The sequence below is a fragment of the Epibacterium sp. HA2-3 genome, assembly GCF_055693725.2.
Map to the genome: position 1 here is coordinate 2,005,919 of NZ_CM172490.1, position 16,263 is coordinate 2,022,181.

Annotated in this window: 16 protein-coding genes and 3 tRNA genes; 14 read left to right on the top strand and 5 right to left on the bottom strand. The window is 61.5% G+C overall.

What is annotated here, in order from left to right; translation table 11 throughout:
- The first annotated feature begins 139 nt into the window (after positions 1-139).
- Both ACZ1HH_RS09350 and ACZ1HH_RS09355 read left to right on the top strand, forming a co-directional pair.
- Positions 140-3,580: a pyruvate carboxylase gene (locus ACZ1HH_RS09350; protein ID WP_472636483.1), complete on the top strand. Its 3,441-nt coding sequence runs from the start codon at positions 140-142 to the stop codon at positions 3,578-3,580.
- Between the two features lie 71 nt (positions 3,581-3,651).
- A complete protein-coding gene (locus ACZ1HH_RS09355; RefSeq protein WP_487320252.1) occupies positions 3,652-4,560 on the top strand; it encodes a DUF2971 domain-containing protein in 909 nt (302 codons plus the stop codon).
- On the opposite strand, the gene ACZ1HH_RS09360 is transcribed toward ACZ1HH_RS09355, so the two are convergent.
- Positions 4,561-5,046 carry a GNAT family N-acetyltransferase gene (locus ACZ1HH_RS09360; protein WP_472636485.1) on the bottom strand — a complete coding sequence of 162 codons (486 nt, stop codon included), beginning with the start codon at positions 5,044-5,046 and terminating at the stop codon, positions 4,561-4,563. It abuts the gene before it with no gap.
- A gap of 292 nt (positions 5,047-5,338) precedes the next feature.
- Here ACZ1HH_RS09360 and ACZ1HH_RS09365 point away from each other — a divergent pair.
- The 4 genes from ACZ1HH_RS09365 (at position 5,339) to ACZ1HH_RS09380 (ending at position 7,449) form a co-directional block, all read left to right on the top strand.
- Positions 5,339-5,413: transfer RNA gene (locus ACZ1HH_RS09365), tRNA-Gly, on the top strand.
- 191 nt (positions 5,414-5,604) lie between these two features.
- Positions 5,605-5,679 (top strand) — tRNA-Gly (locus ACZ1HH_RS09370).
- A 180-nt stretch (positions 5,680-5,859) separates the two neighbouring features.
- Positions 5,860-5,934, top strand: a tRNA-Gly gene (locus ACZ1HH_RS09375).
- 162 nt (positions 5,935-6,096) lie between these two features.
- Positions 6,097-7,449, top strand: a complete 1,353-nt coding sequence (locus ACZ1HH_RS09380; RefSeq protein WP_472636486.1) for an aminotransferase — start codon at positions 6,097-6,099, stop codon at positions 7,447-7,449.
- A 146-nt stretch (positions 7,450-7,595) separates the two neighbouring features.
- Here ACZ1HH_RS09380 and ACZ1HH_RS09385 read toward each other — a convergent pair whose 3' ends face one another.
- A complete protein-coding gene (locus ACZ1HH_RS09385; RefSeq protein WP_005652398.1) occupies positions 7,596-7,835 on the bottom strand; it encodes an Lrp/AsnC family transcriptional regulator in 240 nt (79 codons plus the stop codon).
- A 198-nt stretch (positions 7,836-8,033) separates the two neighbouring features.
- Here ACZ1HH_RS09385 and hisB point away from each other — a divergent pair, with 198 nt between their 5' ends.
- Positions 8,034-8,621 carry an imidazoleglycerol-phosphate dehydratase HisB gene (hisB, locus tag ACZ1HH_RS09390; protein WP_472636487.1) on the top strand — a complete coding sequence of 196 codons (588 nt, stop codon included), beginning with the start codon at positions 8,034-8,036 and terminating at the stop codon, positions 8,619-8,621.
- A gap of 106 nt (positions 8,622-8,727) precedes the next feature.
- Positions 8,728-9,366, top strand: a complete 639-nt coding sequence (hisH, locus tag ACZ1HH_RS09395) for an imidazole glycerol phosphate synthase subunit HisH (protein ID WP_011539358.1) — start codon at positions 8,728-8,730, stop codon at positions 9,364-9,366.
- A 267-nt stretch (positions 9,367-9,633) separates the two neighbouring features.
- Here the strand turns inward: hisH and ACZ1HH_RS09400 are convergent, their stop codons facing one another.
- Complete coding sequence (locus ACZ1HH_RS09400) at positions 9,634-10,365, bottom strand: helix-turn-helix transcriptional regulator (protein WP_472636488.1); 732 nt, start codon at positions 10,363-10,365, stop codon at positions 9,634-9,636.
- A 179-nt stretch (positions 10,366-10,544) separates the two neighbouring features.
- Here ACZ1HH_RS09400 and ACZ1HH_RS09405 point away from each other — a divergent pair, with 179 nt between their 5' ends.
- Together ACZ1HH_RS09405 and ACZ1HH_RS09410 are read left to right on the top strand one after the other, a co-directional pair.
- Complete coding sequence (locus tag ACZ1HH_RS09405) at positions 10,545-11,081, top strand: peroxiredoxin-like family protein (protein ID WP_011539360.1); 537 nt, start codon at positions 10,545-10,547, stop codon at positions 11,079-11,081.
- Positions 11,082-11,198: 117 nt separating this feature from the next.
- Positions 11,199-11,450, top strand: a complete 252-nt coding sequence (locus ACZ1HH_RS09410; protein WP_011539361.1) for a WGR domain-containing protein — start codon at positions 11,199-11,201, stop codon at positions 11,448-11,450.
- 51 nt (positions 11,451-11,501) lie between these two features.
- On the opposite strand, the gene ACZ1HH_RS09415 is transcribed toward ACZ1HH_RS09410, so the two are convergent.
- Positions 11,502-11,891, bottom strand: coding sequence for a DUF2147 domain-containing protein (locus tag ACZ1HH_RS09415; protein WP_472636489.1), 390 nt, complete (start codon positions 11,889-11,891; stop codon positions 11,502-11,504).
- A gap of 311 nt (positions 11,892-12,202) precedes the next feature.
- Here ACZ1HH_RS09415 and hisA point away from each other — a divergent pair, with 311 nt between their 5' ends.
- The 4 genes from hisA (at position 12,203) to ACZ1HH_RS09435 (ending at position 14,948) form a co-directional block, all read left to right on the top strand.
- Entirely contained in the window at positions 12,203-12,925 is a 723-nt protein-coding gene (gene hisA / locus ACZ1HH_RS09420; RefSeq protein ID WP_472636490.1) for a 1-(5-phosphoribosyl)-5-[(5-phosphoribosylamino)methylideneamino]imidazole-4-carboxamide isomerase, read from the top strand.
- A 313-nt stretch (positions 12,926-13,238) separates the two neighbouring features.
- Positions 13,239-13,730 (top strand): DUF2867 domain-containing protein, encoded by a 492-nt coding sequence (locus ACZ1HH_RS09425; RefSeq protein WP_472636491.1) that lies wholly within the window; start codon positions 13,239-13,241, stop codon positions 13,728-13,730.
- A gap of 142 nt (positions 13,731-13,872) precedes the next feature.
- Positions 13,873-14,634, top strand: coding sequence for an imidazole glycerol phosphate synthase subunit HisF (gene hisF / locus ACZ1HH_RS09430; protein WP_416368803.1), 762 nt, complete (start codon positions 13,873-13,875; stop codon positions 14,632-14,634).
- On the top strand, positions 14,631-14,948 hold the full coding sequence (locus ACZ1HH_RS09435) for a phosphoribosyl-ATP diphosphatase (protein WP_011539366.1): 318 nt from the start codon (positions 14,631-14,633) through the stop codon (positions 14,946-14,948). Before hisF ends, ACZ1HH_RS09435 begins: the two co-directional genes overlap by 4 nt.
- A 56-nt stretch (positions 14,949-15,004) precedes the next feature.
- Here the strand turns inward: ACZ1HH_RS09435 and ACZ1HH_RS09440 are convergent, their stop codons facing one another.
- Complete coding sequence (locus tag ACZ1HH_RS09440) at positions 15,005-16,168, bottom strand: winged helix-turn-helix domain-containing protein (protein WP_472636492.1); 1,164 nt, start codon at positions 16,166-16,168, stop codon at positions 15,005-15,007.
- Positions 16,169-16,263: the final 95 nt, after the last annotated feature.

The following is a 16,263-nucleotide window of genomic DNA, read 5'->3' on the forward strand; positions in this document are numbered from 1 at the left end:
TCGGCAGCCTCCGGCGCCGAAATTCAAGATAAGGGACGCAAGTGAGCGCAATCATGCCGCAGATACCCAGAACCACGGATGGTCTGCGTGTCATACAGCCGTTACCACTTGCCCAACCTAGCAAGACCTCGGGGGAAAGATGACTGAGTTCAACAAAATCTTGATCGCCAACCGTGGTGAGATCGCCATCCGCGTGATGCGCGCCGCCAACGAGATGGGCAAACGCACCGTTGCTGTCTACGCGGAGGAGGACAAACTGGGCCTGCACCGCTTCAAGGCGGACGAAGCCTATCGTATTGGCGAGGGTCTTGGCCCGGTCGCCGCTTATCTCTCGATTGACGAGATCATCCGCGTGGCCAAGGAATGCGGCGCGGATGCGATCCATCCGGGCTATGGCCTTTTGTCGGAGAACCCCGACTTTGTGGATGCCTGCGCCCGCAACGGTATCACCTTTATCGGCCCCAAGGCCGAGACCATGCGCGCCCTTGGCGACAAGGCCAGCGCGCGCCGCGTCGCCATTGAGGCGGGCGTGCCAGTGATCCCCGCCACCGAGGTGCTAGGCGATGACATGGACGCGATCCGCAAAGAAGCGGCAGAGGTCGGCTATCCCCTGATGCTCAAGGCGAGCTGGGGCGGCGGCGGACGCGGGATGCGCCCGATCCACTCAGAGGACGAGCTCGAGGAAAAGGTTCTGGAAGGTCGCCGCGAGGCCGAAGCCGCATTCGGCAATGGCGAAGGCTATCTTGAGAAGATGATTACCCGCGCCCGCCACGTCGAGGTACAGATCCTTGGCGACAAGCACGGCGAGATCTATCACCTCTATGAGCGCGACTGTTCGGTGCAGCGCCGCAACCAGAAGGTCGTGGAACGCGCGCCCGCGCCCTATCTCACGGATGCGCAACGGGAAGAGATCTGCGATCTGGGCCGCAAGATCTGCCAGCATGTGAACTATGAATGTGCGGGCACCGTCGAATTCCTAATGGATATGGAGACGGGCAACTTCTACTTCATCGAGGTGAACCCGCGGGTGCAGGTGGAACACACCGTCACCGAAGAAGTCACCGGCATCGACATCGTGCAGGCGCAGATCCTGATTGCGGAGGGCAAGACCCTCGCAGAGGCCACCGGCAAGGCCAGCCAGGAAGAGATTTCGCTCAACGGGCATGCGCTGCAGACCCGTGTGACCACCGAAGATCCTCTCAACAACTTCATCCCGGACTATGGCCGCATTACCGCCTATCGCTCGGCCACCGGCATGGGCATCCGTCTGGATGGCGGCACCGCCTATGCGGGTGGGGTGATCACGCGCTACTATGACAGCCTGCTGACCAAGGTAACGGCCAAAGCGCCAACGCCGGAGAAGGCCATCGCCCGTATGGACCGCGCGCTGCGCGAGTTCCGGGTGCGCGGTGTCAGCACAAACATCGCCTTTGTCGAGAACCTGCTGAAGCACCCCACGTTCCTCAACAATGAATACACCACCAAATTCATCGACGAGACGCCGGAGCTGTTCCAATTCGCCAAGCGGCGCGACCGCGGCACCAAGGTCCTGACCTATATCGCGGACATCTCCGTCAACGGCCATCCCGAGACCGAAGGCCGCGCCGCGCCAGCTGCGGACCTCAAAGAGCCGCGCGCGCCGCGCGCCGACACGGGCAACCTGCCCTATGGCACGCGGAACCTGCTGGAGCAAAAGGGCGCAAAGGCCGTCGCCGACTGGATGAAAGCGCAGCGTCAGCTGCTCTTGACCGACACCACCATGCGCGACGGGCACCAGTCGCTGCTCGCCACCCGCATGCGGTCCATCGACATGATCAAGGTCGCGCCTGCCTATGCACAGAACCTCAGCCAGCTGTTCTCGGTCGAGTGCTGGGGCGGGGCGACGTTCGATGTGGCCTATCGCTTTTTGCAGGAATGCCCCTGGCAGCGTCTGCGCGACCTGCGCGAGGCGATGCCGAACCTGATGACGCAGATGCTGCTGCGCGCTTCCAACGGGGTGGGGTACACCAACTATCCCGACAACGTGGTGCAGTTCTTCGTCAAGGAAGCGGCCAAGGGTATCGACGTCTTCCGCGTGTTTGACAGCCTCAACTGGGTCGAGAACATGCGCGTCGCCATGGATGCCGTGGTCGAGAGCGGCAAGATCTGCGAAGGCACCATCTGCTACACCGGCGACATCCTTGACCCGGCCCGCGCCAAGTATGACGTGAAATACTACGTCGGCATGGCCAAGGAACTGGAAGCCGCAGGCGCGCATGTGCTGGGCCTCAAGGACATGGCGGGTCTGTTGAAACCAGCCTCGGCCAAGCTGCTGATCAAGGCGCTGAAGGAAGAGGTCGGCCTGCCGATCCACTTCCACACCCATGACACCTCTGGCATTGCGGGCGCGACCATTCTGGCGGCGGCGGATGCGGGCGTTGATGCGGTGGATGCGGCAATGGACGCGTTTTCCGGCGGCACCTCGCAGCCCTGTCTGGGGTCGATCGTGGAGGCGCTCAAGAACACCGACCGCGACACCGGTTTGGACATCGGCAACATCCGCGAGATCTCGGAATACTGGGAGCAGGTACGCGCGCAATACGCCGCCTTTGAATCCGGGCTGCAAGCGCCCGCGTCTGAGGTCTATCTCCATGAGATGCCCGGCGGTCAGTTCACCAACCTCAAGGCACAGGCCCGCAGCCTTGGACTTGAGGAGCGCTGGCACGAGGTCGCGCAGACCTATGCGGATGTGAACCAGATGTTTGGTGACATCGTCAAAGTGACCCCCTCCTCCAAGGTGGTGGGTGACATGGCGCTGATGATGGTCTCTCAGGGGCTTACCCGCGCGCAGGTCGAAGATCCCAAATCCGAAGTCTCCTTCCCCGACTCGGTGGTGGACATGATGCGCGGCAACCTGGGCCAGCCTCCGGGCGGCTTCCCCGAGAGCATCGTCAAGAAGGTGCTGAAAGGCGAAGCCCCCAATGTTGAGCGCCCCGGTGCACATCTGGAGCCGGTCGACATTGAGAGCACCCGCGCCGAACTCTCCAAGGAGCTCGAAGGCTTCAAGGTCGATGACGAGGATCTCAACGGCTATCTGATGTATCCGAAGGTGTTCCTCGATTACATGGGCCGCCACCGCCAATACGGCCCGGTGCGCGCGCTGCCGACCAAGACGTTCTTTTACGGGATGGAGCCCGGTGACGAGATCACCGCTGAGATCGACCCCGGCAAGACGCTGGAAATCCGCCTGCAAGCCATTGGCGAGACGGATGAAAAAGGCGAAGTGAAGGTGTTCTTCGAGCTGAACGGCCAGCCGCGCGTCATCCGCGTGCCCAACCGTATGGTGAAATCCTCCACCACCCAGCGCCCAAAGGCCGAAGTGGGGAACATCAACCACATCGGTGCGCCGATGCCGGGTGTTGTCGCCTCCATAGGGGTTCAGGTGGGCCAGCAGGTGCACGAGGGCGATCTCTTGCTGACCATCGAGGCGATGAAGATGGAAACCGGCCTGCACGCCGAACGCGACGCGGTGGTCAAGGCCGTCCACGTCCAGCCCGGTGGTCAGATCGACGCCAAGGATCTGCTGGTCGAACTGGAATGACCCAGGTCCCATGCTAAAATTCAGCCGCAGCTCCCCATCGGGGCTGCGGCTTTTTCATTTGGGGAATTCACATGAGCGAAGAGACGACCGGACAGCTCCCGGATGTTCTGTGGCATTACACGACATTCGATACGCTTACGGCGATTCTTACTTCTCAATGCCTTCTGGCCAGCGACTTTCGAGACACCAACGACCGCGAGGAAATCCTGTTTGGTTTCAAAGCCCTGCGAGGCGCGTTTGGGACTCAAAACACTTGGTCCACCACTGAAGGCTTTGCAGATCCCGTGTCTGCAGCAATCCGAGAGAACGAGGAGCGTATCATAGAGGACCTGGAATCTAGCTTCTTGCACGGTCAGATGATCTGTCTGTCCAGCGCAAGGGATTCCCTGTCCATGTGGCGCGGATACGGTCAGCTCACCAATGGCGGCGGCAATGGCGCGGTGGCGATTGGCTTCTGCGTCACGGATTTGCGAACCCTTTGTGGTCCGCGCGACATCACGCTTCAGTCTTCGCCTCCTCAGATCCAGCAGAATGCTTTCGGCTGTTTTGAAGGACCAAGCAAAGTCGAGTATGACTTAGACAAGCGCCCAAATCTGACGAATGCAGTGTCAAACGAAAGCTACTCTGCTGATTTTCACATCAAGTGGACGCACCACTTGGCCCATTGGATGAAGCACCGCAAACATCCCGCATTTGCCGAAGAACGAGAGTATCGAATTTGGGGCAGCGCGCGCATCGGCAGTCTTGAACGCCAGCGACAGGACTTCACCATTCTCGGGAACGCCTATCGCCACAAATTCCAGTTGGCGCCGTCACCGGACGACATCCTCGGGCCGCTCAGACATCCACTTGCCATCCAGAAGATCATGGTCGGGCCAAAAACCGACTTCGCAAAAGTCGAACGTTTCACCAGAAACGTCTTCCAATCTTACACCCAAGATCGGCCCGATATATGCGCCTCAAAAATTCCTTTCAAATAGTCACAACACCAGCCTGAACTTCATAAACGGCCTGCCTGCGTGCTCCACATCCGGCAGACGTTCTGCCCCCAGACGCCGCAGCGCTCCGAGATGACGACGCGATGGCGGCAAAAGAAAAGTCACAAAGGGAATGCGCGTGTCCTGCGCCGCCACCGCAAGGGCGGCCTTGGCGACTTGTATGCCCCGACCAAAGGCGCTGTGCCGCAGCACCAACCCGAAATCCCACTCCTCGCCCTCCTTCTGAAAACCGCCCCACCCGATATAGGCACCATCCGAGAGAATGCCCCAATGCCCCAGGCCGTCGCGCGCCCAGCAGGCTTCTTTGGCTGCGACAAACTGCTCGGTCTGCGCGGCATCCCACTGAACCCCTTCCAAGAGCGGCATGTGCTCGGCCATCAGAGGATCGGACATGTGGGCTGTGATCTCTTGCGGGTCGATTTCGGACAGGCGAACAAAACGGATCACGGGGCGGTGCGGCTGTCTCATGGCGAAGATCTTCCTGACTGTGCATAGCGCGAGTGCTTTGCCCGCCCTTAGCGGCCCCCGCACGGGCGCTGCCAATCACATTTGCGCAATCGGGCCGTTTTATCCCACGCGCGTTCAAAAACGTCACAACCTGGGTTAGGCCGGTTGCGCCTTTCAATAATCCCCTCGGGAGGGAGGCTCGCGTGTCCCGAGGGGGCAACCCGACCGGCGTTTTGAAATTTCCCGGATCCGCCCATATTTCCTCTTGCAGCCCCGCGCGACGCGGCATAAACACCATACACCGAATGGCAGCGCGGGCGTAGCTCAGGGGTAGAGCATAACCTTGCCAAGGTTAGGGTCGGGCGTTCGAATCGCCTCGCCCGCTCCATTCGAAATCGAAAAGGCCGCGCCTCCGGGTGCGGCCTTTCGCTTTGTGGCCCGCCGCGCTCTCCTCCCGCCGATGTCGACAAGGTAATCCTCTGCAGCTTCAGAGCGTCTGCAATTTTTGCCGGGATGCCGTAATTTTCCTCTTGCAGCCACAGACGGGATTGCCTAAACCCCGCCTCATCGAATGGCAGCGCGGGCGTAGCTCAGGGGTAGAGCATAACCTTGCCAAGGTTAGGGTCGGGCGTTCGAATCGCCTCGCCCGCTCCATTCGAAATCGAAAAGGCCGCGCCTCCGGGTGCGGCCTTTCGCTTTTCCACTCCCCACCGCATCGCTTCGGTAGTCACCCCCACCGACCACTCGGAGTGGACATTTTTTAGAGCAACGAGGCGATTTTCCTCTTGCAGCCACAGACGGGATTTCATAAACCCCGCGTCACCGAATGGCAGCGCGGGCGTAGCTCAGGGGTAGAGCATAACCTTGCCAAGGTTAGGGTCGGGCGTTCGAATCGCCTCGCCCGCTCCATTCGAAATCGAAAAGGCCGTGCCTCCGGGCGCGGCTTTTCGCATTTCAGAGCCTTTTGTGTTTACAGAACAAAGACTTACGACTTTTGATCAAAACCCTTTGACTGCCCCGCAAATGCACGCCAATCCTAACGCCAACCTGTGACAGCAAAGGATTGGCCAGATGGCGAGCGTGATCTACCCGACGACGAATTTCACCGCGACGGAGCAGCTCTGCATCACCCACGGTGAAGGGATCTACGTCTATGACGACACCGGCAAACAATATATCGAAGGCCTCGCGGGCCTGTGGTGTACCTCGCTGGGCTATTCCAACACCGAGGTGGTCGAGGCCATCACCGAGCAGTTGAAACGCCTGCCCTTCCAGCACACGTTTGGCGGCAAGACCCACGCGCCGGTGATGGAGTTGGCCGAAAAGCTGAAGGCAATGGTGCCGGTCGAGGACGCCTATTTCTTCTTTGGCAATTCCGGCTCGGACGCTAACGACAGCCACTATAAGATGCTGCGCTATTACTTCAACGCGATCGGCAAGCCGCACAAGCGCAAGATCATCACTCGCGAGCGCGGCTATCACGGCGTGACCGTGGCGGCAGGCTCGCTGACCTCCCTGCCTGCGAACCTCGCCCATTTCGACGCGCCCCTTGAGGCGCTCTCGATTCTGCGCACCGATGCGCCGCATTATTACACCGGCCGTCAGGGCAATGAGACCGAAGCGCAGTTTGTCGAGCGCATCCTGCAAAACCTCGAAGACCAGATCCTCGCCGAGGATCCCGACACGATCGCCGCGATGATCATCGAGCCGATCACCGGCGCCTCCGGTGTGATCGTGCCCCCCGAAGGCTACTACGAGGGGCTGCAGGCGCTCTTGCGCAAACATGACATCCTGATCTGGGCGGATGAGGTCATCTGCGGCTTTGGTCGCACAGGCGCCGATTTTGGCTGCACCACCATGGGCATCAAACCGGACCTCATGACCTTTGCCAAGCAGCTGTCTTCGGCCTATTTCCCGATCTCCGCCTCCGTCATTCCTGGCTGGATGTACAAGGCGATGGTGGATCAGACCAATGAGGTCGGCGTCTTTGGCCATGGCTACACCTACTCGGGCCACCCCGCCGCCTGTGCTGCGGCCCTGAAGACGCTCGAAATCTACGAGCGCGACAAGATCTTTGACCACGCCGCCGAGGTCGGCACCTACCTGCAAGAGCAACTGCGCGCGACCTTCACCGATCACCCGCTGGTGGGCGAGGTGCGCGGCAAAGGCCTGATCGCCGCGCTCGAACTGGTTTCAAACAAGACCACCGGCGCCACCATCGCAGGCGGCAAGGGTGGTGCTGCCGCAGTCAAAGCCTGCCAGACCGAGGGCGTGATCCTGCGCGCGGTGGCCGGCAATGCGCTGGCCTTCTGCCCGCCGCTCATCATCACAAAGCCAGAGGTGGACGAGATGCTCAAACGCACCAAGGCCGGTGTCGATGCTGCCTACGAGGCCCTGAAATCCGAAGGCCTCTTGAACAGCTGATCCAAAACAAAAGGCGCCGCGATCGAATCGGGCGCCTTTTCATCTTCTTACAAATATCCCGGAGCGCGAGGCAGCGCCTCGCAACAGGCTTTTCCCATAGGGAAAAGCACACCCTGCGCGCCGCACGGCGCTCCTTCTGGCCCCCCTCAGAAGACCTTGAAGGTCATCGTCGTCAGCGAGCGCTCGATATTGGGGATCTGAAGCAGATGGTCGTTGATGTATTTTCCCACATCCTCGCCCGAGGGGATATAGAGCTTCATCAGCAGATCATATTCGCCACTGGTGGAGTAGAGTTCCGAGTGGATTTCATGCAGCGCAATATCCTCGGCCACCTTGTAGGTGGTGCCGGGTTTGCAGCGGATCTGGATAAAGACACAGGTGGACATTTCTCGCCTCAGCTTCTGTCAGGTCTGGTTGGCCTGCAACCTCGCATGTGGCGCAAGAAAGGGCAATCCCGGCAAATCCAACGCCGCACTGTGAGAGGCAGATCGCGACACCACATCCCTCCGACAATCGGAGCTGCCCCCTTGAGCCTGTGCACCTCTCAGCCCTATAAGCCTAGCCAACAGATTGAGGATTTCGCCATGCGCACAGCCCAGGTTTCCCGCTCCACCGCCGAGACGGAGATCTCCGTCTCCGTCAACCTCGATGGCAGCGGCACATATGACAATCAGACCGGCGTTGGCTTTTTTGACCATATGCTCGACCAGTTGTCGCGCCACTCGCTGATCGATATGACCATCCGCGCCAAGGGCGACTACCACATCGACGACCACCATACCGTCGAGGACACCGGCATCGCACTGGGTCAGGCCCTGGTGCAGGCGCTTGGCGACAAAAAAGGCATCAACCGCTACGGCGAGTGTCACCTGCCGATGGATGACGCGCAGGTGCGCGCGGCGCTGGATCTCTCCGCCCGGCCTTTCCTTGTGTGGAATGTGGATCTGCCCACCCAGAAGATCGGCAGCTTTGACACCGAACTCGTCCGCGAGTTCTTTCAGGCGCTGGCGACCCACGGTGGCATCACCCTGCATATCGACCAGATCCACGGGGTGAACAGCCACCACATCGCCGAGGCCGCCTTCAAGGCCGTGGCCCGCGCGCTGCGCACCGCGGTTGAGGTCGACTCCCGCAAGGCCGACTCCGTCCCTTCCACCAAAGGCGCGCTCTGACACGCTCCAGAAGAGCCCCCAGGCTCTCTCCCGCTTTTGCCTCGCCCAGACGCGTGCCCTAAGAGGGCTGCCGGGCCGGGGCGCATAAGATCCCGAGGATTTACCTATGCTGACCGCCATCATCGACTATGAGTCCGGCAATCTGCACTCCGCCGAGAAGGCCTTTCAGCGCATGGCGACAGAGGTCGGCGCGGGGGATGTGGTTGTCACATCCGACGCCGATGTGGTGGCCCGCGCTGATCGGTTGGTGCTGCCCGGCGACGGTGCCTTTCCCGCCTGCGCCGCAGAGCTGCGCGGCCACAAGGGCATCTATGACGCCATGGTCGAGGCCGTGGAGGTCAAGGGCCGTCCCTTCCTCGGAATCTGCGTTGGCATGCAGTTGATGGCCACCACCGGTCACGAATATGAGGACACGCCGGGGCTTGGCTGGGTCGACGGGGATGTGGTGAAAATCACCCCGGCAGAGGCACATCTGAAGGTGCCGCATATGGGCTGGAACGATCTGGTGATCAATCATCCGCACCCGGTGTTTGACGGCATCTCGACCGGGGATCACTGCTATTTCGTGCACAGCTACCATTTCCGCGTCGCCAACCCGAACGAACGGCTGGCGCATGTGGATTATGCGGGCGATGTCACGGCAGTGATCGGGCGCGACACCATGCTTGGCATGCAGTTTCACCCCGAAAAGAGCCAGCATGTCGGGCTCAAGATGATCGGCAATTTCCTCACCTGGAAACCCTGACGTCAGCCCTGCCCCCCTGCCCTTACCTTGCCCTGTCTCCCGCTCGAATCTGGACGCAGGCCGCCCCCTTGGGGCGGCGCGCGCAAGGGGCCGAAGGCCGCTTGCGCGCCACCGGAAGCACCGCGCGCCCGCCCCATCGAGGGGCGGGCGCGCGGCGTTTGGCCTCGATGTCATGTCTCACAGCCCTCGTCTCATGGCGAAGTCCACACCCGGATCGGCCCTGATCGCAGGCCAAACGCGCTCCGCCTCGGGCCACAGTGCTCTGCCTCAGGCCGCGGTGCTCTGCCGCAATGAAACGGGGGCCACGCCGTAGAATTTGCGAAAGGCCCGTGCAAACCCTTCTGGCGAGTCGTAGGCATAGCGGCGCGCGACGGCCTCAACCCGGTCGCCTCGGATGAGATCCTGACGCGCCAGCGTCAGCCGCCAACGCCTGAGATACCCCATGGGGGTCTCGTTCATCTGCGCCGAGAACAACTCGGAAAAGCGCGAAAGCGACAGTCCTGCCTCCTGCGCAAGATCCGAGGTGGTCCAGCTCCGCCCCGGTGCATCATGCATCGCCACAATCGCGCGGGCCAATCGAGGGTCTGCGAGACCAGCAAGAAGACCGGGCGCCGCCGTGCCAGCCTCGATCAAATGGCGCAGGAGGCGCACCATCAGGACCTGACCGAGGCTCGACACCACGGACTGCGCCCCACAGCGGTGCGCCTCCCGTTCCTGACGCAACAAGGCCAGCACGGACGCAAGGGCCGGGGCCTCGGCAAGATCCACCTCCACCCGCTGCGGCAGCGCCGCCACAAGCGGATTATGCGCCCCGTCCCAATCCACACGCAGCGCCAGACCGACCCCCTCTGCCCCGGTGTCCTCAACCCACCCTTCGGGGATGAACACAAGGATCTGACGCCCTGCCTCCGGCTGCATCACACAAAGGTTGCCCGCCCCGCGCGCGGCCAGAACCACCCGCATCCGAAAGCGGTCAATCAGGGTCGTGAGACGGTCCATGCGCTGCTCCGAATATCTCACAGCGTGTTTCACTGCGTGTTGACTTCGGAATACTGGTCAGCTTTTTCGGAATTATCAAGCCCAGAGTCGTGCGATACCCTCTGCAGAGCCGTTCCGGCGCGCCGGGACAGAGTCACATCAGACACCCCTCAAGACTGACCCACATACGGAGACACATCATGCTGATCCCTCGCCAGAAAACCCCGGACCTTACGCTGCCTCTCTTGGGTGGCGGCCAGTTTGACCTGGCCTCCGAGGCCTCTGAACGCGGCACCGTCATCTGCTTTTACCGTGGCCTGCACTGCCCGATTTGTGCCAACTACCTCAAGGAGTTCGAAAAGCGCGTGGCCGACTTTGCCGAGCGCGGCGTGAAGACCATCGCCATCAGCTCTGACGGCGAGGAGCGCACCCGCCAGATGGCAGAGAAGATCGAAGCCGAAAACCTGCGCTTTGCCTATGATCTGCCGCTCTCCGTGGCCAAGGACTGGGGGCTCTATATCTCCACCTCGCGGGGCAAGACATCGATTGGCATTGAAGAGCCTGCGCTCTTTGCCGAGCCGGGCCTCTTTATGGTGACACCCGAGCAGACGCTGTACTACGGCTCTGTGCAGACGATGCCCTTCGTGCGCCCGCATTTCTCGGAACTGGTGGCGGCGCTCGATTTTGCCATTGCCAATTCCTATCCGGCGCGCGGCGAATACACCGGCGCGGTCTAAGCGCACCTCTGCATCCCAGCTGCATCACCGGTCCCCGAAACGGCCAAGAGCAATGGACATCGCCTGACCAAAAAGGCATATGGGCCTGACCAGTTTTACGGTCAGGCCCACGCACTCTTGTACTTACGTTTCGAAAAATTCAGTCACCGGGACGGGCAGCATCGCTATCTGGTGCTGAGCCTTACGCCGACGCTGTTTGGGGACTGGTGCGTGATCCAATCCACCGGCCCGATTGGACAACCAGGTGGCCAGGAGCGGCGCAACTATTGCCCCACCCTCGGAGAGGCTGAAACCCTGTTCGAGAGCACGCGGGAGCGACAGGTCAAGCGTGGCTTTGTGCCGATCCCGGTGCAGATGGGCCTGTTCTGAGGCGCGCAGGCCCGCTGATGGCTTCCTGCTGGCTCCCTGTGAAAGCGCGCCTTACTTCACCCGTGTCCAGGTCTGTTTCGAGCAAATCAGTCCGCCCGCGACACAGCCCCGCAGACGCAGGCTGTTGCCGTTGAGGTCCATCTTGCCGATGTAGATCTTATCGTTTGACGGACGCCAGACCTTGCCCTCATAGGCGCCGCCGCCTTGCGGGACCATATCCATCACCAGCGTTTTGCCAAGGTTGGGGGAGCTGTATTCTCCGCCGTCGTTGAAGGTGCGTGCGATGGTGCCGCAGAGCGCCGCGCCGCAGGGCTTCATCGCAATATGTGCGTAAGAGCCGTCATCGGGCTGTGTCTTCCAGGTGCCCTCGATGGGGTCGGCGGCAAAGGCTGCGGTGCTCATCCCAACGGTGAGCGCAATGCTCGCGAGTATCTTTTTCATATGTCTTGTCCTCCCTATGAGGTGAAGTCTGACCGAGGCAGGCGCATTCAGGCAAGATTGACCTCGGGTCGCCCTCGGCACTGCGTGCACTCAGGACCGGGCGCCACCCCGACAGGATGCTCGCGTCATGGGGCATTCTGTGCGTCGCAATTCGCCCCTGACCTCCCGCGTTGCCGCCCCCCACCAGTTGAACCACACATGAGCGCGGGGCAATTGAGGCGCCAGAAGGCGCGGGCTACGTTGCAATTCACCCGCAGCTTGGGCAAAAGGGCAGCCGAAAGATATTCCACCATCACCAAAAGGGCGCACTGATGATCCTCTACCCTGCCATTGACCTCAAGGACGGCCAGGCCGTGCGGCTTCTGCATGGTGACATGGACAAGACCACCGTATTCAACGACAACCCCGCCGCGCAGGCGCTGGAGTTCGTGGCGGCGGGCTGCGAATGGCTGCATCTGGTGGATCTCAACGGAGCCTTTGCGGGCGAGCCTGTAAATGCGGCCCCCGTTGAGGAGATCCTGAAGCAATGCAAGGTGCCCGCGCAGCTGGGTGGTGGCATTCGGGACATGGCTACGATCGAGCGCTGGCTCGACAAGGGGCTGGCGCGGGTCATCCTTGGCACCGTGGCGGTGGAAAACCCCGACCTCGTGCGCGAGGCAGCACGCGCCTTTCCGGGCAAGGTCGCCGTAGGGATTGATGCCCGCAATGGCAAGGTCGCAACCAAGGGCTGGGCCGAGGAAACCGATGTCGAGGTGACCGATCTGGCGAAATCCTTCGAGGACGCGGGCGTTGCAGCCATCATCTACACCGACATCATGCGCGACGGTGCCATGAAAGGGCCCAATATCGACGCGACGGCAGCGCTGGCCAATGCGGTCTCTATCCCGGTGATTGCGTCGGGCGGGGTGTCATCCCTTGAAGATCTGCATGCACTCAAGTCCTGCGGTGCGGCGCTCAACGGCGCGATCTCTGGTCGGGCGCTTTATGATGGTGCGATTGATCTCGCAGAGGCGCTGGCCGTCCTGAAGGGCTAAATACGCCAAGGCAAATGGCGCTGCGGTGCCAGTCTTTTCCCACGCTCAGACCGAGATCGACCTCAGAGAGAGGGGTTTCGCTTCGGGCTTCGCCCGAAGCGACCGCGGTGGCGCGTGTCCATTGGACACGCGCCACCGCGCCCGGCCCAACGCCAACAGATCCACGCCAGAGGCGGGGATCGCATTGGGGGCGGGAGGTTTCTCTTTTCTGGGCATTGCGCCCGCTGTCGGGAGGACGGCGCTCTGCGGCACCTTGACCTCTGGGCACACATGGTAAGGGGCGCCATAGTCCGTGCAACACAGGAGCCGCGCCATGCCCCAATCTTCCCCCCAGTCCAAAGTCATATCCTGCCCGTTGCCCAAGACCTCGACCCTGTGGCAGCGGGTGCAGCCTCAGGATTTTATCGATGGCTATGCCGTCGAAAGCGCTCTTTCCCCTCGGGAGGCAATGGAAATTGGCCTCACCATGCCCGGCTGGGCCAGCGCGCTTTTGGCCCTGCGCAATCGTCTTGTTGCGCCCTTGGGGCTCAAGACCGAGGCCACCGATACCGGCGAAGGGGCCATTTTCCCGGTCACGCATGAAGACGAGAGCGAGATCATCCTTGGGACAGACGACAGCCACCTCGACTTTCGCATCTGCATCCGTCGCGAGGCCGGGCGCATCCATATGGCGACCTGGGTGCACCGCAACAATCTCTTGGGGAGAGCCTATCTTGTGGCAGTGATGCCGTTTCACATTCTGATTGTGCGTGACTCCATGCGCCGGATCGCCCGCGCCAGCGCACCACTTGCTCCTGTCAGCTAGGCCGCCAAGCAGATCTGACCTGACGCTCCACCAGTCTGGCCCCAGCCCGATGGTCTAACAGCCTGACAGAGGATCGCGGATTTCCCGCGTCCCGGCGCTATGCCCTCTTTTCCCGCCGCCGGTTCCGGTCCATAAGGCCCCTATGCTAAAGACCCGTCTCATTCCCTGTCTCGATGTTGCCGATGGCCGTGTGGTCAAAGGCGTGAATTTTGTTGGCCTGCGCGATGCAGGCGACCCGGTAGAAGCCGCGCGCGCCTATGATGCGGCCGGAGCCGACGAGATCTGTTTCCTCGACATCCATGCAACCCACGAGAACCGTGGCACCATGTTTGACATGGTCCGCCGCACCGCCGAGCAGTGCTTTGTACCGCTGACGGTGGGGGGCGGCGTACGCACCAAGGAGGACGTGCGGGCGCTATTGCTGGCGGGGGCCGACAAGGTCTCGTTCAATTCCGCCGCTGTGGCCAACCCGGATGTGATCGCCGAGGCCGCCGACCAGTTCGGCAGCCAGTGCATCGTCTGCGCCATCGACGCCAAATCCGTCGCCCCCGGCAAGTGGGAGATTTTCACCCATGGCGGGCGCCGCGAGACCGGCATCGATGCCGTGGAGTTCGCCCGCCTTGTAACCGCCAAAGGCGCGGGCGAGATCCTCTTGACCTCGATGGATCGTGACGGCACCAAATCGGGCTTCAACCTCGAGATGACCCGCGCGATTTCCGATGCGGTGAATGTGCCGGTGATTGCTTCGGGCGGTGTCGGCACTCTGGATCACCTCGTGGACGGTGTGACCAAAGGTGGCGCCAGCGCGGTGCTGGCGGCCTCGATCTTCCACTTTGGCGAATACACGGTGCAAGAAGCCAAGGAACACATGATCGCCAATGGCATCCCGATGAGGCTCCAATGACCTTGCTGCACGACCTCGAACAGACCATTCTGTCCCGCAAGGGCACCGATCCGGACACCAGCTGGACCGCGAAGCTCTTGTCCAAAGGGCCAGAGAAATGCGCCGAAAAATTTGGCGAAGAAGCCATCGAAGCCATCATCGAAGCGGTGAAGGACGACAAAGCCAAGCTCGCCTCTGAGGGCGCGGATGTGCTCTACCATTTTCTGGTGATGCTGGCAGCGCGGGATGTGGCGTTGGACGATGTTCTGACTGTGCTTGCTGAGCGGCAGGGTCTGAGCGGCCTTGCGGAGAAAGCCGCCCGTCCCAAAGGCTAGGCGCAAAAGCGTCGGGGCCAAGCGCGCGGCCCAAAGCGGACCGAGTGCAAAGCCGCCTATTCCACGGCCCAAATCATCCTCTGCAGACCCGCGAGTCGTGCAAGGCGGCTAAGTTCCGCATCGAGTTTCTGCAGGCGTTTGGGCGTCATCAAATGCGGATGTTCCATCCAAAGTTTGCTGAGCGTGAGCGTACCCTTGCTGCGATCGCCCTTGATCTCGGCGCGGCCCACTAGGCGGCTGCCTTCCAAGAGCGGGTAGATGTAATAGCCCCACTGTCGTTTGGCGGCGGGCACAAACATTTCAACTGTGTAGTCAAAGCCAAACAGCCGCGCCAGCCGCTTGCGATCACGGATGGCCGGGTCGAACGGGTTCAGAATGCGCAGCCGCGAGGTGGGCGATGAGAGCGCCGCAATGCGGGCTTCGATGTCGCCGCAGGCCAGCACGTTGGACCAGCTGCCATCCGCGCCCTCGACCTCGGCCTCGATCAGATCGGGCGCCGCCTCTTCTGCCCAGCGCGCCACTTCTTCGACCGCGCACGCCTCCCAGAATTTGCGGATCTCCCCCAAAGTGCCAAAGCCGATCCGATCAAGCGCCGCATGACAGAGCCCCTGCACCTGAGCCTGATCGCTCAGCTGAGGCACGTCTTGCGGATACACGCGCTCGGCCAGATCGTAGTATTTGGTAAAGCCCTCCCGATGCGAGGTGGCCAGTTCGCCCGCATACCAGAGATAGTCGAGCACCATCTTGTGCGGCGGGCGGGTCCACATGGCCGTCCTGTCCGCACGCCTGGTCTCAAAGTCCTTGGTGGAGAGCGGGCCGTCCTCCGTGATCCGGCGCAAAACATCCGAAATCAGCTCGGGGTCCAGATGCTTGCCAAACCAGTTGGAGCGGCTCACCTCATGCTTTTTGCGCGCAAACTGCCGCTGCCACATGGGCAGAAATGTCATCGGCAACACCGAGGCATCATGGGTGAAATGCTCAAACACCTGTCGGTGTGTGCGCAGCAGCGGGTCGAGCATCGGCTCGCGATAATTCTGGTTGCGGCTCCAGAGGATGTGATGATGCGCGCGCGACACCACCTGAATGGTATCAAGTTGCACGAAGCCAAGCTGTTCGATCAGCCCGAGCACATCCAGAGGCCCGGTGGGCGTCTGCGCCAGGCCATGCGACTGAAGCCACAGGCTGCGGGCGGTTCGATTGTCTATTTTTAACCGGGCCATTCAGCAGCGCCTCCGTGTTCCCCCTTTGTTTCACACAAAGAGGGAGGAGGAAAGCCGTTTCTAGCGGTCCGCAAGAACGCCCCCGCGCGCCGGGA